General features: G+C 69.0%; 13 protein-coding genes and 1 riboswitch. Of the genes, 6 read left to right on the forward strand and 7 right to left on the reverse strand.

Annotated elements, in window-relative coordinates; genetic code table 11:
- Positions 1–2 precede the first annotated feature (2 nt).
- The 3 genes from ACVCL9_RS08465 to ACVCL9_RS08475 all read right to left on the reverse strand — a co-directional run bounded on the left by ACVCL9_RS08465 (position 3) and on the right by ACVCL9_RS08475 (position 4,068).
- Complete coding sequence (locus ACVCL9_RS08465) at positions 3–1,262, reverse strand: phosphotransferase family protein (RefSeq protein ID WP_447098434.1); 1,260 nt, start codon at positions 1,260–1,262, stop codon at positions 3–5.
- Positions 1,259–3,487 (reverse strand): polysaccharide biosynthesis tyrosine autokinase, encoded by a 2,229-nt coding sequence (locus ACVCL9_RS08470; RefSeq protein WP_447098433.1) that lies wholly within the window; start codon positions 3,485–3,487, stop codon positions 1,259–1,261. Before ACVCL9_RS08470 ends, ACVCL9_RS08465 begins: the two co-directional genes overlap by 4 nt.
- 206 nt (positions 3,488–3,693) lie before the next feature.
- Positions 3,694–4,068 carry a hypothetical protein gene (locus ACVCL9_RS08475; RefSeq protein WP_447098432.1) on the reverse strand — a complete coding sequence of 125 codons (375 nt, stop codon included), beginning with the start codon at positions 4,066–4,068 and terminating at the stop codon, positions 3,694–3,696.
- A 126-nt stretch (positions 4,069–4,194) separates the two neighbouring features.
- On the opposite strand from ACVCL9_RS08475, the gene ACVCL9_RS08480 reads away from it, so the two are divergent.
- The 3 genes from ACVCL9_RS08480 (at position 4,195) to mutS (ending at position 9,480) form a co-directional block, all read left to right on the forward strand.
- Positions 4,195–5,370 (forward strand): polysaccharide biosynthesis/export family protein, encoded by a 1,176-nt coding sequence (locus tag ACVCL9_RS08480; RefSeq protein ID WP_447098431.1) that lies wholly within the window; start codon positions 4,195–4,197, stop codon positions 5,368–5,370.
- Positions 5,371–5,546: 176 nt separating this feature from the next.
- A complete protein-coding gene (locus ACVCL9_RS08485; protein ID WP_447098430.1) occupies positions 5,547–6,734 on the forward strand; it encodes an MraY family glycosyltransferase in 1,188 nt (395 codons plus the stop codon).
- Positions 6,735–6,891: 157 nt separating this feature from the next.
- Positions 6,892–9,480 carry a DNA mismatch repair protein MutS gene (mutS, locus tag ACVCL9_RS08490; RefSeq protein WP_447098429.1) on the forward strand — a complete coding sequence of 863 codons (2,589 nt, stop codon included), beginning with the start codon at positions 6,892–6,894 and terminating at the stop codon, positions 9,478–9,480.
- Between the two features lie 12 nt (positions 9,481–9,492).
- On the opposite strand, the gene ACVCL9_RS08495 is transcribed toward mutS, so the two are convergent.
- From ACVCL9_RS08495 to ACVCL9_RS08510, 4 genes are all read right to left on the reverse strand, one after another.
- Positions 9,493–10,104, reverse strand: a complete 612-nt coding sequence (locus tag ACVCL9_RS08495) for a response regulator (RefSeq protein WP_395119598.1) — start codon at positions 10,102–10,104, stop codon at positions 9,493–9,495.
- A 111-nt stretch (positions 10,105–10,215) separates the two neighbouring features.
- Positions 10,216–10,608, reverse strand: a complete 393-nt coding sequence (locus tag ACVCL9_RS08500) for an RNA-binding S4 domain-containing protein (RefSeq protein WP_447098428.1) — start codon at positions 10,606–10,608, stop codon at positions 10,216–10,218.
- Between the two features lie 5 nt (positions 10,609–10,613).
- On the reverse strand, positions 10,614–11,204 hold the full coding sequence (locus tag ACVCL9_RS08505; RefSeq protein ID WP_447098427.1) for a response regulator: 591 nt from the start codon (positions 11,202–11,204) through the stop codon (positions 10,614–10,616).
- A gap of 81 nt (positions 11,205–11,285) precedes the next feature.
- Positions 11,286–12,197: an AEC family transporter gene (locus ACVCL9_RS08510; RefSeq protein WP_447098426.1), complete on the reverse strand. Its 912-nt coding sequence runs from the start codon at positions 12,195–12,197 to the stop codon at positions 11,286–11,288.
- 90 nt (positions 12,198–12,287) lie between these two features.
- On the opposite strand from ACVCL9_RS08510, the gene ACVCL9_RS08515 reads away from it, so the two are divergent.
- The 3 genes from ACVCL9_RS08515 to pnuC all read left to right on the forward strand — a co-directional run bounded on the left by ACVCL9_RS08515 (position 12,288) and on the right by pnuC (position 16,496).
- A complete protein-coding gene (locus ACVCL9_RS08515; protein ID WP_447098425.1) occupies positions 12,288–13,451 on the forward strand; it encodes a phosphotransferase enzyme family protein in 1,164 nt (387 codons plus the stop codon).
- A gap of 146 nt (positions 13,452–13,597) precedes the next feature.
- A riboswitch (TPP riboswitch) is annotated at positions 13,598–13,695 on the forward strand.
- 57 nt (positions 13,696–13,752) lie between these two features.
- A complete protein-coding gene (locus ACVCL9_RS08520) occupies positions 13,753–15,930 on the forward strand; it encodes a TonB-dependent siderophore receptor (protein WP_447098424.1) in 2,178 nt (725 codons plus the stop codon).
- Positions 15,927–16,496 (forward strand): nicotinamide riboside transporter PnuC, encoded by a 570-nt coding sequence (gene pnuC / locus ACVCL9_RS08525; protein WP_395119604.1) that lies wholly within the window; start codon positions 15,927–15,929, stop codon positions 16,494–16,496. The genes ACVCL9_RS08520 and pnuC overlap by 4 nt, the downstream gene beginning before the upstream one ends.
- Positions 16,497–16,516: the final 20 nt, after the last annotated feature.

The raw sequence follows: 16,516 nt of genomic DNA on the forward strand, positions 1-16,516 counted from the left end.
GCTCACGAGGCGGACGCCCGCGCCAACAGCGCATCGAGCGTGCGCGCGGCCTCGTCGGCGCCGTACCAGTCCAACCCGGTATCCGCCTGCGACGGCTGCCGCTCCAGGCTGCGCAGCGCGTGCACGCAGTGGAAGGCGATCAGGCGTCGATTGGCTTCGTTGCGCGAGCGTCCCAGCTCGCCCATCAACCGTTGTTCGAGTCCCTGCGCCCGCGCGGCCGGCGCATCGCCGCCCAGCCGCGCCACCGCGTCGAGCAGGCAGATCAGGTCGTGGTCGGCCGGATACGCGGCGCCGGCGTATTCCCAGTCGAAGACGCACAGGCGGCTGTCCTGCCGGAAGCAGTTGACCGGCGTGAAGTCGCCATGGGCCAGGCCGCGGGATGCGATCAGCGACGGCTCCGCCGCCAGCACCGCCATCGCGCGATCCAGGCGTTGTCGCCACGGCGGCGCCAGAGCGTCACCGAGTTGCGCAAGGCGTGCGCCCCATTCGTCCAGCAGCGAGGCTCCGCTGCGAGCCCATGACGACGCCGTGCGCGCAGCGAGTTCCTGCAGGAAATCCAGGTGCAAGGCGTCGAGGTCGGTCAGGCAGCGGGCGGCAGGCGTCCGCACCGCATCGGTGGCGAGGATCGCGGTGCCGCCGCGCACTTCACTGCGCAACACGCAGGGCAGCCACGCCGAGCGCAGGTCCATCGCCGCAAGCAGGCGCAACACCTGCGCTTCGCGCTGCAGCAGCACCTGCACCGCCGGCACGAGCGACACCTTCGCGTAGGCGCGAATGTGGCCGGCGTCGTCCATCAGCTGCACGCTCAGCTTGCGATGCGGGCCGGGCGTGCCGGTCAGGAAGGCGCCGTGGCGGGCACCGGCATCCGCCATGCGCGCCAGGTCGCCCACCCCGGAAACATGCACCTTGTGCGGCAACAGCGGCCCCAGTCCCAGCCACGCGCCGACGCTGGCCACGCCCTTGACCGCGCGCGGCACCCACCGCACCGGCTGCACCAGGGCCAGCGCACCGGTGCTGACCGCACGCGGACGCAGCGGCAGCAGGAAGAAGCGCGAACCGGTGCGGCCGGACAACACGCCGTACGGCGCGGAGCCGGCATGCGGCTGCGTGCGCACGCGCAGGCCGACCGCCTCCATCTCCCGCACCGCCGCGCGGAAAGACGTATCCGCGCCGAAACCCGGCCGACGGCGCGAGCCGGACCCGTCGCGGTTCGACGGCCGCGGCACCGGCTCAGCCAAGTCGCTGATCTCGGCGCGGATCATTGGGCAAAGCCGTATCCGAGGAACCCGTAGGTGGAAAAGCCGTTGCTTCGCTTCTCCATGCCGTTGAACACCACGCCCTTGATCGTCACGCCAGCCTGGCGGAAGCGCTGTATGGCCAGCTCGACCTCGCGCGACTGGTTGAGCCCGTAGCGCACCACCAGCAGGCTGGTGCCCACGTGATGGCCGATGATGGCCGCGTCGGTCACCGCCAGGATCGGCGGGCTGTCGATCACCACCAGGTCATAGGCCGGCGAAAGCCGCCGCAGCAGCGCGCCGAAGTACGGCTGCATCAGCAGCTCCGACGGATTGGACGGCTTGCTGCCGCGCGGGATGAAATCCAGCTCGCCGCCCAGGCCGGTGATCGGGCGGATGGCTTCAGCCACCTCCAGCTCGCCGGCCAGCAGCTCGGACAGGCCGCCGTCCGCGCGCACGCCGAGCACCTGGTGCAGGTCGCCATCGCGCATGTTGGCGTCGATCAGCAACACGCGCAGGCCCGCCTGCGCATTGACCGCCGCGAGGTTGGACGAGACGAAGGTCTTGCCTGCCTGCGAGCTGGAGCCGCAGACCATCAAGCGGTTGTCGCTGGCGCCGAGCTGGGTGAAGCGCATGCTGGTGCGCAGGCTGCGCATGGCCTCGGACGCCACGTCGTCGGGGGCCGCCAGCGCCAGCAGCGCGGAGCGCCCCTTGCCGAGCAGGCGCCGACGATGCTGCGACAGCTCGATCTGCTGCTCGCTCAACGGAATCGCGGAATACACCTCCACGCCGAGCTGTTCGATCTCGGCGGGGTCTTCCAGGCCGCGCCGGAACATCTGCTGCAGGAAGATGTACGCCACCGCCAGGAACCCGCCGAGAAAGGCGCAGCCCATCAGGGTGAGCAGCTTGCGCGGCTTGGCCGGGTGGGTGATGTCGACCGAAGGCGCATCCACCACGCGCGCGGTGCCCACCGTGCCCGCCTGCGCAAGTTCGAGTTGCTGCGCCTCGTTGAGCAGCCCGGTATAGGTGTTGTTGAGCACTTGCACGTCGCCGGTCAGGCGCAGCAGTTGGCGCTGCGTGTCGGGGAACGTGGTCATCCGCTTGTCGATCGCGGCGCGCTGCGCCTGCAGCTGCCCGATCTGCTGCATGATCGCCTTGTAGGCCGGATGCTGCGGCGTGTACAGGCGCTGCACCTCCGCCTTCTGGATGTTGAGCTGGTCGATGTTGTTGTTGATCGTGGCCATCTCGCTCAGCAGTGTCTGCGTCTGCATCGGCACATCCACCGAATGGGCCTTGAGCTGGAACGCGGCCAGCGCGGCCTGGGCGTCGGCCAGCTTCTTCTTGACGTCGGGCAGTTGCTGCTGCACGAACTTCAGGCTGCTGGATGCCTGGGCCGAATTGCGCCCCACGTTCTGCGCGAGGAACGCGCTGACCACGTGCTCGAGCACCTTGACCGCCTGGTGCGGATCGGCGCTGTCATAGGCCAGCGAGATGATGTTGGAGCCCTGCACCGGCTGGCTGGTCGAGATCGCCTGCTGGATGCCGGCAATCGTTGTCACCTCGTCGTTGCGCACCACGTGGAAGCGCATGCCGGGGTTGGCGCGCATGCTCTTGACCAGCATGGTCACGCCCGACCCGCTCGACACGCGTCCGACATGGCCCTGCAGCAACTGCATCCCCGGCGAGAACGGCACGTCGCTGTCCTCGGTGAGCACATAGCTGCCGTCCGGGCCGGCGGTCAGCGTCATGTCCTCCCCCAGCAACCGGTCGGGCACGTTCAGCTGCGGCATGTCCAGGTGCGCGCCGCCCCATCCGTACCCGTTCAGCCCGAACCAGGGCGCGTTGACCTCGTTGCCCGAGGTCAGGTCGTGCAACCGGGCGACCAGACCGCCGATCACCGGCACGCGATAGGGACTGGTGTCGATATAGAGATGCAGGTTGCGCACCGCCTCGCCGACCACCGATTGCGCGGTGAGGATCGCCTTGGCGTCCGCCGCCGCGGGGCTCGACGGGCTGCTTTGCTGCGTGCCCAGGTTCAATCCGGGCAAGCTCGGCGCCTGCTCCACCTGCACCATCGCCTTGGCCTCGTACTGCGGCGTCGCCACCAGCAGGTAGGCGAGCCCGATCGCCAGGGCGCCCAGGGTCGCCTTGATGATGAGCCATTTGTGGTCCAGCAAGGTGCCCACCAGGGCACGGGGATCGATCTCGTCGTCGGGCTGGATCTGGATCGCGGGACCACTGATGGCTTTCACGGGACTCTCTCCGGAACGAAGCTGGACACGCGGACGCCACGGCGGACGGCCATGCCCGGGAACCGGCATTCGCGGGCATCGGCGACGCGATTACCCGGGCGCATCCACAGTGGACCTTGAAAATGTGAATGTTCCATATGAAACCATTATCTGCTCATGCATTTCATGCCGAAGACATTCCGGTTTGAAACGGATATTCACGTCATTCATGAATCAGCCAAGTTGGCGCATCGATCACCCACCATCGAAACAAAATGCGACGCGCCATCGCGCCGAATATCCGCCGCACCCACCGGAGTTTTGCCGCCTCCATCCTTCGCTGCCGCACGAGGCCTCGATGCGATCGGATTCAGGCCATGGATACCGGCTTTCGCCGCGGCCGCAGCGCAATTTCTTGCGGCACGCCGCCTCGCGAGGGCCGGCGTGAACGGTAGAGCCACATGACGCAATGCGCCGTTGTCGAAGGAAGCATTTGCGCGCGGCGCGCCGGAATTGTCAACCCGGACATCGGCACTGAAACGTGAAATGCCGATGAAATGGTTCACTGCCGGGACATGTGAATGAACATCCAATAAATCCATGCACTGGACAAATCATCCGCGGCGCGGATTATTGGGCCGGCTCGATATTGCATCAATGCCATTATCCGATCCGAATGACAGGAGCAATCCGACATGAACCGAGGTGCGCTTGCTGCAGTTCCGACGATGCCCCGCCGCGAGGTCCGCAACGACATCCGCCCGCAGGGCAAGCGCGGCAGGGCGCGCGCCGCGGCGTCGATGCGCAGCGTGGCCGGCATGCTGCTGGTGGCATCGCTCGCCGGCTGCGTCTGGGCGCCGGGGCAGTCGATGTCGAAGAGCTCGCTCGGCGGCGAAAACAGCTACGTGGCGCTGGTGCCGATCACGCCGAGCCTGGTCCAGACGCAGCAGCAGAACGCGGCGGCCGACACGACCTCGGCGCTGCCGCCGGCGCTGCTGGACTATCGCCCGGAAGGCTACCGGATCGGCCCCGGCGACACCCTGCACATCACCGTGTGGGACCACCCGGAGCTGACCTCGCCCGCCGGCCAACAGCAGGAAACCGCCGCCAACGAGCGGCTGGTGCGGCCCGACGGCACCTTGTATTTCCCCTACGCCGGCGTGGTGAAAGTGGCCGGCATGACCATCGAGCAGGCGCGCCAGGCGATCACCTCGGGGCTGTCGCACTTCATCCGGGCGCCGCTGGTGGACGTGAGCGTCGCCGGCTACGGCAGCCAGCGCGTGGTGCTGGAAGGCGCCTTCGTCAAGGCCGGCGCGCAGCCGGTGACCACGGTGCCGCTGACGCTGGGCGAGGCGATCGGCGTGGCGGGCGGCGTGGACAGCAAGAATGCCGACCTCTCCAACGTGGTGCTGACGCGCGGAGACGAGTCTTACCACCTCGACCTGAGCCCGTCGCACGACGGCAAGGCGCTGGCCCGCAAGATCTACCTGCGCCCGGGCGACCGCGTGTTCGTGCCGTTCAACTTCGACCAGGAGGTCTACGTGATGGGCGAAGTGCTGCGCCCGCAGGCGCTGCGCTTCAACACCTCGAACCTCACCCTGACCCAGGCGCTGGGACAGGCCGGCGGCCTCAACGAGACCACCTCCAGAGGCATGGTCTACGTGGTGCGCGGCGCGCTGCACAAGGAGGACCCCAACCAGCGGCCGACCGTGTACGAGCTGGATGCGAAATCGCCTGCCGCGTTCGCGCTGGCCGACAGTTTCAAGGTGCAACCGGGCGACGTGGTGTTCGCCAGCGCGGCCGGCATCACTCGCTGGAATCGCTTCACCAGCCAGTTGTTGCCGCTCACCAGCGCGCTGAGCGCCACCGCGTCCAGCCAGTACTACCTCAACAACAGCAAATGACCGGGCTGGGCGGCGAAGGGTCGCGGAGTCGACCCTTCGCCGATGCGGCATGCCCCTCCACCGAGCCGTTCGTGTGGCATCTCGAACAGGCCGAGCAGCGTCACCGAACGATGCAGCGACCCGGGCTTGCGAAAGCATCGAGGCTGCCGGCGACGCGAAGAACAAGCAGGATTGCCATGACCTTCGACCCGCGGATACTCGAAAGCTGCGCGATCGCCACCGGCGTGTCGGCTGTCTCGCTGATGGCACTGCTGCCGCTCGGTCGCCGCCTGGGCCTGGTCGATTACCCGGACCAGGGTCGCAAGCGGCACGCCTTCGACACGCCGCTGGTCGGCGGCCTGGCCATCGCCATCGGCATGCTGGCCGGGTGGTGGCACGCGGATGTATTCACCCCGTTCGAGGACGCCGTGATCTGGACCACGCTGATGCTGGTGGTGGTCGGCGTGGCCGACGACCTGCTCGACCTGCGCGTGTGGGTGCGCGTGGTCACCGAGCTGGCCGCCATCGCCATCGTGGTCATCAGCTCGGGCGTCTACATCCGTTCGCTGGGCATGGTGCATGGCCACGAGCTCACGCTCGGCTGGCTGGGGATACCGTTCACCGTGGTCGCGGTGATCGGCCTGCTGAATGCGTTCAACCTCATCGACGGCATCGACGGATTGGCCGGCTGCCTGGCCCTGGTCGCCGCCGGTGGCATCGAGCTGCTCGGCCGCCACACCGGATCGAACCTGCAGTTCGCCGCGGTGGCGGTGATCGCTGCCGCACTGGTGCCGTATCTGGCGGCCAACCTGGGTCTGTTCGGACGCGTCGGCAAGGTGTTCCTGGGCGATGCCGGCAGCGTCATGCTGGGCTACCTGCTGGCCTGGTCGCTGATCGGCATGAGTCAGGGCCAGTCGCGGCAGCTCTCGCCCGGGCTGGTGCTGTGGTGCGTGGCGCTACCCGTGTTCGACACTTTGACCGTGATGTTCCGCCGCCTGCACCGGGGCGAGTCCCCGTTCACCGCCGATCGCGGCCACATCCATCACCTGCTGATGGATGCAGGCCTGAAGCCACGCGACACGCTGATCTGCCTGGTGGCGTTCGCCGCGATCATGCCGGTGCTGGGCCACGTCATCCACCAGCTTGCCGGCGCGCTGGCCAACGCGGTGGCCTTCGTCGTGCTGCTGGCCATGTATGCGCTGTTCACCGCTTGCCTGGGGCGGCGGCGGGAGATGGAACAGCCATCGCCGCGGATGGCCTCGCGCGTGCTCGCCGGCCCGGGCATGCCCGCGCGGCCTCCTTCGCGCATGCGCCAGCGCAGCGGTGAGGGCGCGCAACACGACGCACCGCCGCGCGTCCAGCGCAGCACCAACCTGCCGACCTGAATCTCGCCGCCCGCACCGGCGTGTTCACCGGCAGTCGCAGCGCGGGATCACGCACGCCGTTACCATGGGCACGAACTCCGTGCCAGACTCGCGCCCCGGAATCCGGCCGCGGGCATGTCGCCGGCCGGGCGCCTGCTCCCCTTCCAGATCCGATTGCATGAGTCACGACGACCACGCCAAGCACACCCCGTTCATGCGCCAGTACCTCGCCGCCAAGGCCGAGCACCCGGACGTGCTGCTGTTCTTCCGCATGGGCGATTTCTACGAGCTGTTCTACGACGATGCGCGCAAGGCGGCGCGGCTGCTCGACATCACGCTGACCCAGCGCGGGCAATCGGCCGGTGCGCCGATCCCGATGGCCGGCGTGCCATACCACGCGGCGGAGAACTACCTGGCGCGGCTGGTGCGCCTGGGCGAGTCGGTGGCGATCTGCGAGCAGATGGGTGACCCGGCACTGGCCAAGGGCATCGTCGAGCGCAAGGTGGTGCGCGTGGTCACCCCCGGCACGGTGACCGATGCCGCGCTGCTGGAGGAACGCCGCGACAACCTGCTGCTGGCGATCGCCGCCGGCGCGCGCGGCGATTACGGGCTGGCCTGGGTCGATCTTTCCAGCGGCCGTTTCCTGCTCAGCGAAGTGCCCAGCGCCGAGGCGCTGGCCGCCGAGCTGGCACGGTTGCAGCCGGCCGAGACCCTGGTCGGCGAAGACGTGGCCTGGCCGAAGCTGGTCAGCGCCCTGCCCGGCCTGCGCAAGCGTCCGCCGTGGCATTTCGACAGCGACGCGGCGCAGCGCGAACTGAACCGTTTCTTCGGCACCCACGACCTCGGCGGTTTCGGCGTGGACAAGCTGCCGCTGGCCGTGGCCGCCGCCGGTTGTTTGCTCGGCTACCTCGAGGAAACCCAGAAGAGCGCGCTGCCGCACCTCACCGGCATGGCCGTGGAAAGTGCCAGCGAGACGATCGCGCTGGACGCGGCCACGCGGCGCAACCTGGAGCTGGACACCCACCCGAGCGGGCGCACCGAACACACCTTGCTCGGCGTGCTCGACGAAACCGTGACGCCGATGGGCGCGCGAGCGCTGCGCCGCTGGCTGAACCGCCCGCTGCGCTCGCACGACGTGCTGCGCCGGCGCCATCAGGCGATCGGCATGCTGATCGACAGCCGCCGCGGCGCACCCCTGCGCGAGCAGTTGCGCGGCATCGGCGATCTCGAACGCATCCTCGCCCGCGTGGCGCTGCGCTCGGCGCGCCCGCGCGATCTTTCGACCCTGCGCGACGGCTTGCTGGCTGCACCGGAGTTGCAGCAGCGCATCGACGGCCTGGACAGCCCGCTGCTGCATGCCCTGGTCGAACGCATCGGCGACCACGCGGACACCGCCACCCTGCTCGCCCACGCCATCGTCGAGCAACCGCCGGTACTGCAGCGCGACGGCGGCGTAGTGGCCGACGGCTACGACGCGGAACTCGACGAACTGCGCCGCCTGTCCACCCATGCCGACCAGTACCTGGTCGAGCTGGAGGAACGCGAGAAAGCGGCCAGCGGCATCAATACGCTCAAGGTCGGCTACAACCGCGTGCACGGCTACTACATCGAGATCAGCCGCGCGCAGTCGGACAAGGCGCCTACGCATTACACGCGCCGGCAGACCACCAAGAACGCCGAGCGCTACATCACCGAGGAACTGAAGGCGTTCGAGGACAAGGTGCTGTCGGCGAAGGAACGCTCGCTGATGCGCGAGCGCGCGCTGTACGAGGCGCTGCTCGACACGCTCACCGAGAAACTCGAACCGCTGAAAATCGCCGCCGCCGCGATGGCCGAACTGGACGTGCTGGCCACCCTGGCCGAGCGCGCCGAAGCGCTCGACTGGAGCGCCCCGCAGCTCACCGACGAACCGGGCATCGCGATCGAGCGCGGCCGCCACCCGGTGGTCGAGAAAGTCCGCGACGAGCCGTTCGAGCCGAACGACCTCAGGCTCGACGACACCCGCCGCATGCTGGTGATCACCGGCCCGAACATGGGCGGCAAGTCCACCTACATGCGCCAGAACGCGCTGATCGTGCTGCTTGCGCACATCGGCAGCTACGTGCCGGCGGCCAGCGCGGTGATCGGCCCGATCGACCGCATCTTCACCCGCATCGGCGCCGGCGACGATCTTTCGCGTGGCCAGTCCACCTTCATGGTGGAGATGAGCGAGACGGCGAACATCCTGCACAACGCCACTGCCGACAGCCTCGTGCTGATGGACGAGGTCGGCCGCGGCACCAGCACCTACGACGGTCTGGCGCTGGCCCGCGCCGCCGCCGTGCACTTGGCGCGGCACTGCCGCGCGTACACCTTGTTCGCCACGCATTATTTCGAGCTGACCGAACTGGCCGGCGAGTTCCCGGCGATCGCCAACGTGCACCTGGATGCGGTCGAGCTGCACGACCAGAAGCGCGGCGAGCAGCTGGTGTTCATGCACGCGGTGAAGGACGGCCCGGCCAACCGCAGCTTCGGTCTCCAGGTGGCCGCGCTGGCCGGCCTGCCGAAATCGGTGATCGCCGATGCGAAGCGCACGCTGGCCGAACTCGAACGCGGCATGCACCGGCACGCCAGCGCAGCGCCCTCCGCTGAAGTTTCGCCGCAACTGGGATTGTTTGCGCCGGCGCAACCCTCGGCCGCCCAGCGCGAGCTGGAACGCATCGATCCGGATACGCTGACGCCGCGCGAGGCGCTGGAAGCCCTGTACCGGCTGAAATCGCTGGACTGAGCCGGCGCGCTGTCAAGCCACGCGATGCAGCGGCAGCGGCGCCTCGGTCGTTCCCGGCGTCCCGGCATCGGGCATGGCGATGTCGGGAATGCCGTCCAGCGCCTCCGCCGACAAGGCAGACAGCAGCGTGTTCTCCGCCACCGAGGTATCGCGGGCGGGCAACCGCCCGGCGGCCACCAGGCTGCCGATGCGCTCGTACACGTCGTCGCGGTCGAACGGCTTTTTCATGAAGTCGTCCGCACCGTAACGCTGCAGGTAGAACTGCTCGGTGGCCTGCTGGTTGCCGCTGATCATGATGATCGGGATGTCGCGCGTGGCCGGATCGTGGCGCAGCGCGCGCAGCACGCTGAAACCGTTCATGCCGGGCATCACCACGTCGAGGAAGATCAGCGCCGGCAACTCGCTGCGCGCCAGCTCGATCGCCGCCGCGCCGTCGGCCGCCTTCAACGGGTGGTAGCCATCCTGGCTGAGCATCTTGCCGAGCACGGCGCAGATCGTGGGCGAATCGTCCACTACCAGCATGCGCGCGCCCTGCGTGGTCTGCACGTGTTGCGGCTCGACCGCATGCCCGCCCAGCAGGCGCTTGATGAAGCCGATGCCACTGATGCGTGCCAGTCCGTCCATGCCTTCTCCCCGGGTCGTGAGTGGTGCGCGCGGGGCGCACTCGTGGATACGTCGCGCATGCTCGCGCAGAGCGACGCAGCAATGTGCGACGCAGTACTCAGCCTGAACTTGTCAGCGCAAGTCCTTGATCTTTCGCAATTGCCGACGGGCTTGCTTGTCGGGTCGATGCGCTGGATGATCCAGCGCCGCGCCACTCAGGCGACGCTGTTCGCGCAATGCCTCGGCCGCCTCGCGACTGGCCTCGGTTTCCCGATACAGCAACTGCGCCTCGCTGGCCGGCCCGCGCCGCGATGCCAGCGCGAGCACGTCCAGCTCCAGGCGCTCGTGCCCGCGGCTGACCTGCAGCCGATCACCGACGTGCACGGCCCGGGAAGGTTTGCAGCGCGCGCCACCGAGTTCCACCCGTCCCGCCTCGATGGCCGTGCGGGCCAGGCCGCGGGTCTTGAAGAAGCGTGCCGCCCACAGCCAGATGTCGAGACGCAGCTCGCCGCGTTCCTCGGGCATGCCGCTCAGTTCGTTTCGCCCGGAGGCGGCACCAGATCCTGCGGATCGGGCATGGCGATGTCCGGAATGGCCGCCTGCTCGTCGGCGCTGAGCACCGGCTCGGCCGCCGCCACCGGCACGCTGGTGCGCGGTCGCACCACCAGGCGGCCGGACTGGGTCAGGTGCTGCAGGCGCGCAAACACCTCGCCGCGGCCGAACGGCTTTTTCATGAAGTCGTCGGCGCCGAATCGCTGCACGTAGAACTGCTCGGTGGCCTGCAGGTTGCCGCTGATCATCACGATCGGGATGTCGTGGGTGAGCGCTTCGCGGCGCAACGCGCGCAGCACGGCGAAGCCGTTCATGCCGGGCATCACGATGTCCAGGAAAATCAGGTCGGGCAATTCGTTGCGGGCCAGCTCGAGCGCGCTCTCGCCGTCGGCCGCCTTGAACACCACGTGGCCGTCCTGGGTGAGCATCTTGCCCAGCACCGCGCGAATGGTCGGCGAGTCGTCGACCACCAGGATGTGCGCTTCCTTGGGCACGCCACTGCGCGGCACCGCACGACGCTCGCCGTGTTCGTTGCCGAAAATCCGCCGTATCAGCTCAAAGCCGGACATGACGCGAGCCCCTTCCCCCGGGAAATCCCCGCCCAGTCTCGACGCAGCGCGGCCGCGACGCAAGCGTCCGCACCGCGTCGCTCACCACGCCGCGCCGACCATCAGATAGTTGGCCAGCGGGACGGTCAGCAGCGACAGCACGATGCCCGCGCCCAGCACGGTGTTGGCCAACGCCGGGTCGAGCTCGTACTCGTCGGCCAGGATCGCCGCCGACACCATCGGCGCCATCGCCGCCTGCAGCACGCCCACCGTGAGCACCAGGCCCTCCACGCCCGCCGCCGTGCCCATCAGCCAGCACAGCAGCGGCGCCAGCAGCAGCTTCCAGCCCAACCCCCAGGCGGCCGCGCCGAGCTGACGCTGGCCGGGATGGAACTTGAACTGCAAACCGACCGAGAACAGCGCCAGCGGCGTCAGCGTGGCCCCGATCGGCGCGAACACCCCGTCGAGCCACTCCGGCCAGCCACCGAGGCGGCCCACCGCTATGCCCAGCAACAAGGCCAGGAACGGCGGAAACGAAAACACGCGGCGCAGCATCGGGCGCAGCTGCGGCGTGCGTCCGGAATAAAGCGACGCCACCACGATGCCCGCCGACGCCAGCACCGGAAACGCGCCCAGCTGATCGGCGACCACGGCCAGCGCCAGGCCGGCCTTGCCGTGCAGCGCCTGCACCATCGGATAACCCATGTAGGCGGTGTTGCCCAGCCCGCACACCAGGATCAGCGAACCGGTGCGCTGCCGCGACCAGCCCAGCCGCGGGCCGAGCAGGCCGAACAGCAACCAGGCGCCGCCGAAGGTGAGCCACATCGCGGCCACCACGAACCACAGGTCGGGGTTGAACTTCAGCTTCGGGATCAGCTCCAGCACCAGCGCCGCCAGCGCCACGTTCAGCACCCACCAGTTGATGCCTTGCACGATGCCCGCCGGCGGCCGCGCGAAACGCGCCACCACGACGCCGAGCAGCAGGCAGACGAACAGCAGCAGCAAGGCACTCATGGGATGCGCACGGACCCGGGCAAAGAGCGTCATTAGACGCGAAAAACACCGTCGGCCGAAAGGCGCAGCGGCTGGGCGATAATCGTGCCGATGCCAAAGCCGACCGCCCCTGCAGACCCCGATCACCTCGTGCACGGCCTGGCCGGCGACGATATCGCTCCCGACTGGCCGGCTCTCGTCGCGCCGGAACTGCAGGTGCTGCTGAGCCGCTTTCCGCAAACCGGCGCCTTGCGGCGAGTCGTCTGGCACAGTCCGCGCCCGCTCTCGGCGGCCTGTCTGGTCGACACCGAAGCCGGCACGCTGTTCGTCAAGCGCCATCATCATCGGGTGCGCTCGGCCGCCACGCTGACGGAGGAACACCGCTACATCGCGCACCTGCGCCGGCACGGACTGCCGCTGGCCGACGTGTTGCGCGACGCCGACGGCGACACCGCCATCGCCATCGGCGACTGGGTCTACGAAGTGCATCGGCGCGCCGCGGGCATCGACCTGTACCGCGAGCTGGTCTCGTGGCAGCCATTGCCGAACCCGTTCCACGCGCACCGCGCCGGCCGCATGCTGGCGCGGCTGCACGACGCCGGCGCCGACTACGCGGCGCCCCAGCGCAGCACCCACATTCTGGTGGCACGCAGCGAGCTGATCGCCGCTGCCGATCCGGTGGCGGCACTGGAATCGCAGTTGCCGCAGCGACCCGGCCTCGCCGTTTACTTGCGCGGCCGGCCCTGGCAGCGCGAGTTCGCCGACCTGCTCGCGCCATGGCACGCGCGCCTGCAGCCAGCGCTGGCCCGGCAACCACGGCTGTGGACGCACGGCGACTGGCACGTCTCCAACCTCTGCTGGAGCGGCAGCGGCGACGACGCCGACATCACCGCCGTGCTCGATTTCGGCCTGGCCGCGGCGAACTGCGCGCTGTTCGACCTCGCCACCGCGATCGAGCGCAATGCGGTCGCATGGCTGGCGCTGGATACCGGTGCGGCGGCGATCCATCCGTCCATCGCCCGCGCGCTGATCGAGGGTTATCGGGAAATCCGCCCACTCGCCCGCGACGACCTGCAACTGCTGGCCGACCTGCTGCCGCTGGTGCACGTGGATTTCGCCCTGTCCGAAGTGGAGTACTTCCACGCCATCACGCATGCGCCCGCGCACGCCGACATCGCCTGGGACACCTTCCTGCGCGGGCACGCGGCATGGTTCCGCACATCCGCCGGGCAGGCCCTGTTACAAACCATCCGCACCCTCGCCACCGGCGCGTAGGGCGGGCACGGCCCGCCGCTCTTGCTCCTCGATTCACGGTGGCACGACACGAAAAGCCGGCGGGCCGTGCCCGCCCTACGCGCCGGTGGCGTTGCGGCACGCCAGGGCGATTCGGCAGGCCGCGCCCATTCGTGTTTCAATACGCATTCTTGAAGCGGGGGTGCCCGGCAAAACGCCGGGCTGAGAGAGTCCCTTGGAACCTGATCCGGTCAATACCGGCGTAGGGAGCTTGCAGAGTCGGATCGTTCTCGCGAACGTACCGGTTCGCCGTCGCTTCGTCCGCTACCCGAAGACGACGACGATGACCCGCACTCCCCTCGCCCTGGCCCTGCTTGCCGCCCTTGCCGCCAACGGCGCGGCCGCCACCGGCAGCGCCACCCCGCAACCCGATACCCCGCAGGCCGTCGATCTGGCCACCGTGCACGTGCGCGGACAGGCGCCGGAGCACCCGCGCGACAGCGACCTCGACAGCTACGGCCGCGCCACGCTGCACGACACGCCGGCGTCGATCACCGTGGTGGCGCGCCAGCAGCTGGACGACCGGCAGATCCGCACGCTCAGCGAACTGGCCCGCGAGGATGCCGCGCTGGGCGACAACTACGCGCCGGTCGGCTACTACCAGGACATCGCGATCCGCGGCTACGTGCTGGACCCCGCTACCGGCTTTCGCAGCAACGGCCTGACCATCGCCGGCGAGCAGAAGGTGCCGCTGGAAGACGTGCAGCAGGTGCAGATCCTGAAAGGCCTGGCGGGCCTGGAAGCCGGCGTGATGGAGCCCGGCGGCGTGGTCAATTACGTCAGCAAGCGGCCGGCCGACGTGCGCAGCGTCACCCTGGGCACCGATTCGCACGGCTCGCGCCACGTCGCAGTCGACGTCGGCGGCTGGCTCACGCCGCAGTTCGGCGTGCGCGTCAACGCGGCCCACGAGGACATCCATTCGTATGTGCACCACGCCAACGGCCGACGCAGCATGCTGGCGCTGGCGGCGGACTGGAAGATCAGCGAGCGCACCACGCTGGAGCTGGACGGCAACTACCAGACCAGCGGCCAGCGTTCGGTGTCGGGCTACCAGTTGCTCGGCGGCACGACGCTGCCGGCGCACCCGGACGCCACGCGCATGCTGGGCTATCAGCCGTGGCAGCAGCCGGTGGGTATCCGGTCGTCCAACAGCAGCGTGCGCATCGAGCACGCCTTCAGCGACGACTGGCACCTGCGCGTCGCCGGCGGCCACAGCCGCAGCGTGATCGACGACAACGTGGCGTTCGCCTACGGCTGCTTCTACGCCAGCGAATGCGCCGACGGCAGCGTGCCCGGCTGGTTCTTCGCGCCGAACGGCGACTACGACATCTACGATTTCCGCAGCCCCGACGACACCCGCATCAGCGACGAGGCCCGCGCCGTGCTCGAAGGCCGTTTCGCCACCGGCGCGCTCAGCCACGAACTGAGCCTGGGCGCCGGCGCGTTCCGTCGCACCATCGATCGCCGCGCCTACGTCTACGACTACGTCGGCACCGGCAACATCGACCAGGCCGACCCACCCATCTTCGCGCCCTCGCCGAACCAGCCCGGCCCTTCGGTGCGCCGGCTCACCAGTTGGCAGCATTCGCTGTTCGCGCTGGATCGCATGCACCTGGGCGAGCGCTGGCAGCTGATCGCCGGCGCCCGACTGGCACGCCTGCACGAGCGCAGCTACGACGACAGCGGTGCGCCCGAGCGCACCACCCGCTTGCGCAAGGCGTTGCCGCAGGCCGCCGTGTTGTGGCAGCCGAACGCACCGACCACCGTATACCTGAGCTACAGCGAAGGCCTGTCGCTGGGCATCGAGGCGCCGTACTGGACCAGCAACGGCGGCAGCACGCTGGGGCCGCGGCTGTCGCGCCAGCTCGAAGCCGGCGTCAAGCTGCAGGCCACCGATGCGCTGGCGCTGAGCGGCGCGCTCTACCGCATCCACCAGCCCTTCCAGTTCGCCCGGCCGGACGGCACGCCCGAGGGATTCACCTTCGTGCAGCAAGGCAATGAAGTGCATACGGGTGTCGAGCTGGGCGCGAACGGCCGGCTCGGCGACAACCTGCGCGTGATCGCCAGCGCCAGCGTCATCCAGGCCCGCGCCGAAGGCAGCGGCACGCCCGCGTACGAGGGCCACCAGTTGACCAACGTGCCGCGCCTGCGTACCGCCGTATTCCTCGACTACCGCCTGCCGTCCGCGCCGGCGCTGAGTCTGCTCGGCGGCTGGCGCCACGCATCGGCCAACGTCGCCACGCCCGATGGCGCCGTGCGCGTACCGTCGTACGACGTGTTCGACGCCGGCCTGCGCTACACCACGCCGTGGCGCGGCCACGCGCTGACCTGGCGGTTGTCGGTGGACAACGTGTTCAACCACTTCTACTGGCGCGACACCGGTTCGGCCGGCGGCGATCGCTACCTGTTCCCGGGTGCGCCGCGGCTGGCGCGGCTCTCCGTCAGCTACGACTTCCAGTGATCTGGATCGAACTCGCCGGCGCGCTGATCAGCGCCTGGGCCGTCTGGCTCACCGCCAGGCGGCGGCCCTGGTGCTGGCCGGTCGGGTTGGTGTCGGTGCTGGTCTACGGCTGGATCTTCATCGACGCCAGGCTGTATTCCGACGCCCTGCTGCAGCTCGCCTTCGCCGGCCTGATCGTCTACGGCTGGCGACGCTGGCTGCAGAACCTGGACGACGACGGTCGCGTCCAGCTCGCCCCGCTGCCGCTGATGCAGGCGATCGTCCACCTGACCATCGGTACCGTCGCGGCATTGCTGCTCGGCTATTCGATGCATCGGTGGACCGATGCCGCGCTGCCCTGGCTAGATGCGGCACTCACCGCCTTCAGCCTGGTCGCGCAGTGGTGGCAGGGCCGCCGCCACATCGCGGCGTGGTGGCTGTGGATTGCGGTGGACGTGATCTATGTCGGCGAATACATCTACAAGCACCTGCTGATCACCTCGGTGCTCTACGCCGGCTTCGTGGTGCTGGCGGCGATCGGCTTGCGCGCGTGGCGGCAAGCCGGGCGCGCCGCTGCGGCGGCTTGATTTCACGGCACACGGTGCCC

It is taken from the genome of Rhodanobacter sp. UC4438_H5, assembly GCF_052978405.1.

Coding starts and splice junctions, on each gene's coding strand:
- ACVCL9_RS08465 (WP_447098434.1), bottom strand. CDS start 1,262: ATGATCCGCGCCGAGATCAGCGACTTGGCTGAGCCGGTGCCGCGGCCG.
- ACVCL9_RS08475 (WP_447098432.1), bottom strand. CDS start 4,068: ATGGATTTATTGGATGTTCATTCACATGTCCCGGCAGTGAACCATTTC.
- ACVCL9_RS08480 (WP_447098431.1), top strand. CDS start 4,195: ATGCCCCGCCGCGAGGTCCGCAACGACATCCGCCCGCAGGGCAAGCGC.
- ACVCL9_RS08485 (WP_447098430.1), top strand. CDS start 5,547: ATGACCTTCGACCCGCGGATACTCGAAAGCTGCGCGATCGCCACCGGC.
- mutS (WP_447098429.1), top strand. CDS start 6,892: ATGAGTCACGACGACCACGCCAAGCACACCCCGTTCATGCGCCAGTAC.
- ACVCL9_RS08495 (WP_395119598.1), bottom strand. CDS start 10,104: ATGGACGGACTGGCACGCATCAGTGGCATCGGCTTCATCAAGCGCCTG.
- ACVCL9_RS08500 (WP_447098428.1), bottom strand. CDS start 10,608: ATGCCCGAGGAACGCGGCGAGCTGCGTCTCGACATCTGGCTGTGGGCG.
- ACVCL9_RS08505 (WP_447098427.1), bottom strand. CDS start 11,204: ATGTCCGGCTTTGAGCTGATACGGCGGATTTTCGGCAACGAACACGGC.
- ACVCL9_RS08510 (WP_447098426.1), bottom strand. CDS start 12,197: ATGAGTGCCTTGCTGCTGCTGTTCGTCTGCCTGCTGCTCGGCGTCGTG.
- ACVCL9_RS08515 (WP_447098425.1), top strand. CDS start 12,288: ATGCCAAAGCCGACCGCCCCTGCAGACCCCGATCACCTCGTGCACGGC.
- ACVCL9_RS08520 (WP_447098424.1), top strand. CDS start 13,753: ATGACCCGCACTCCCCTCGCCCTGGCCCTGCTTGCCGCCCTTGCCGCC.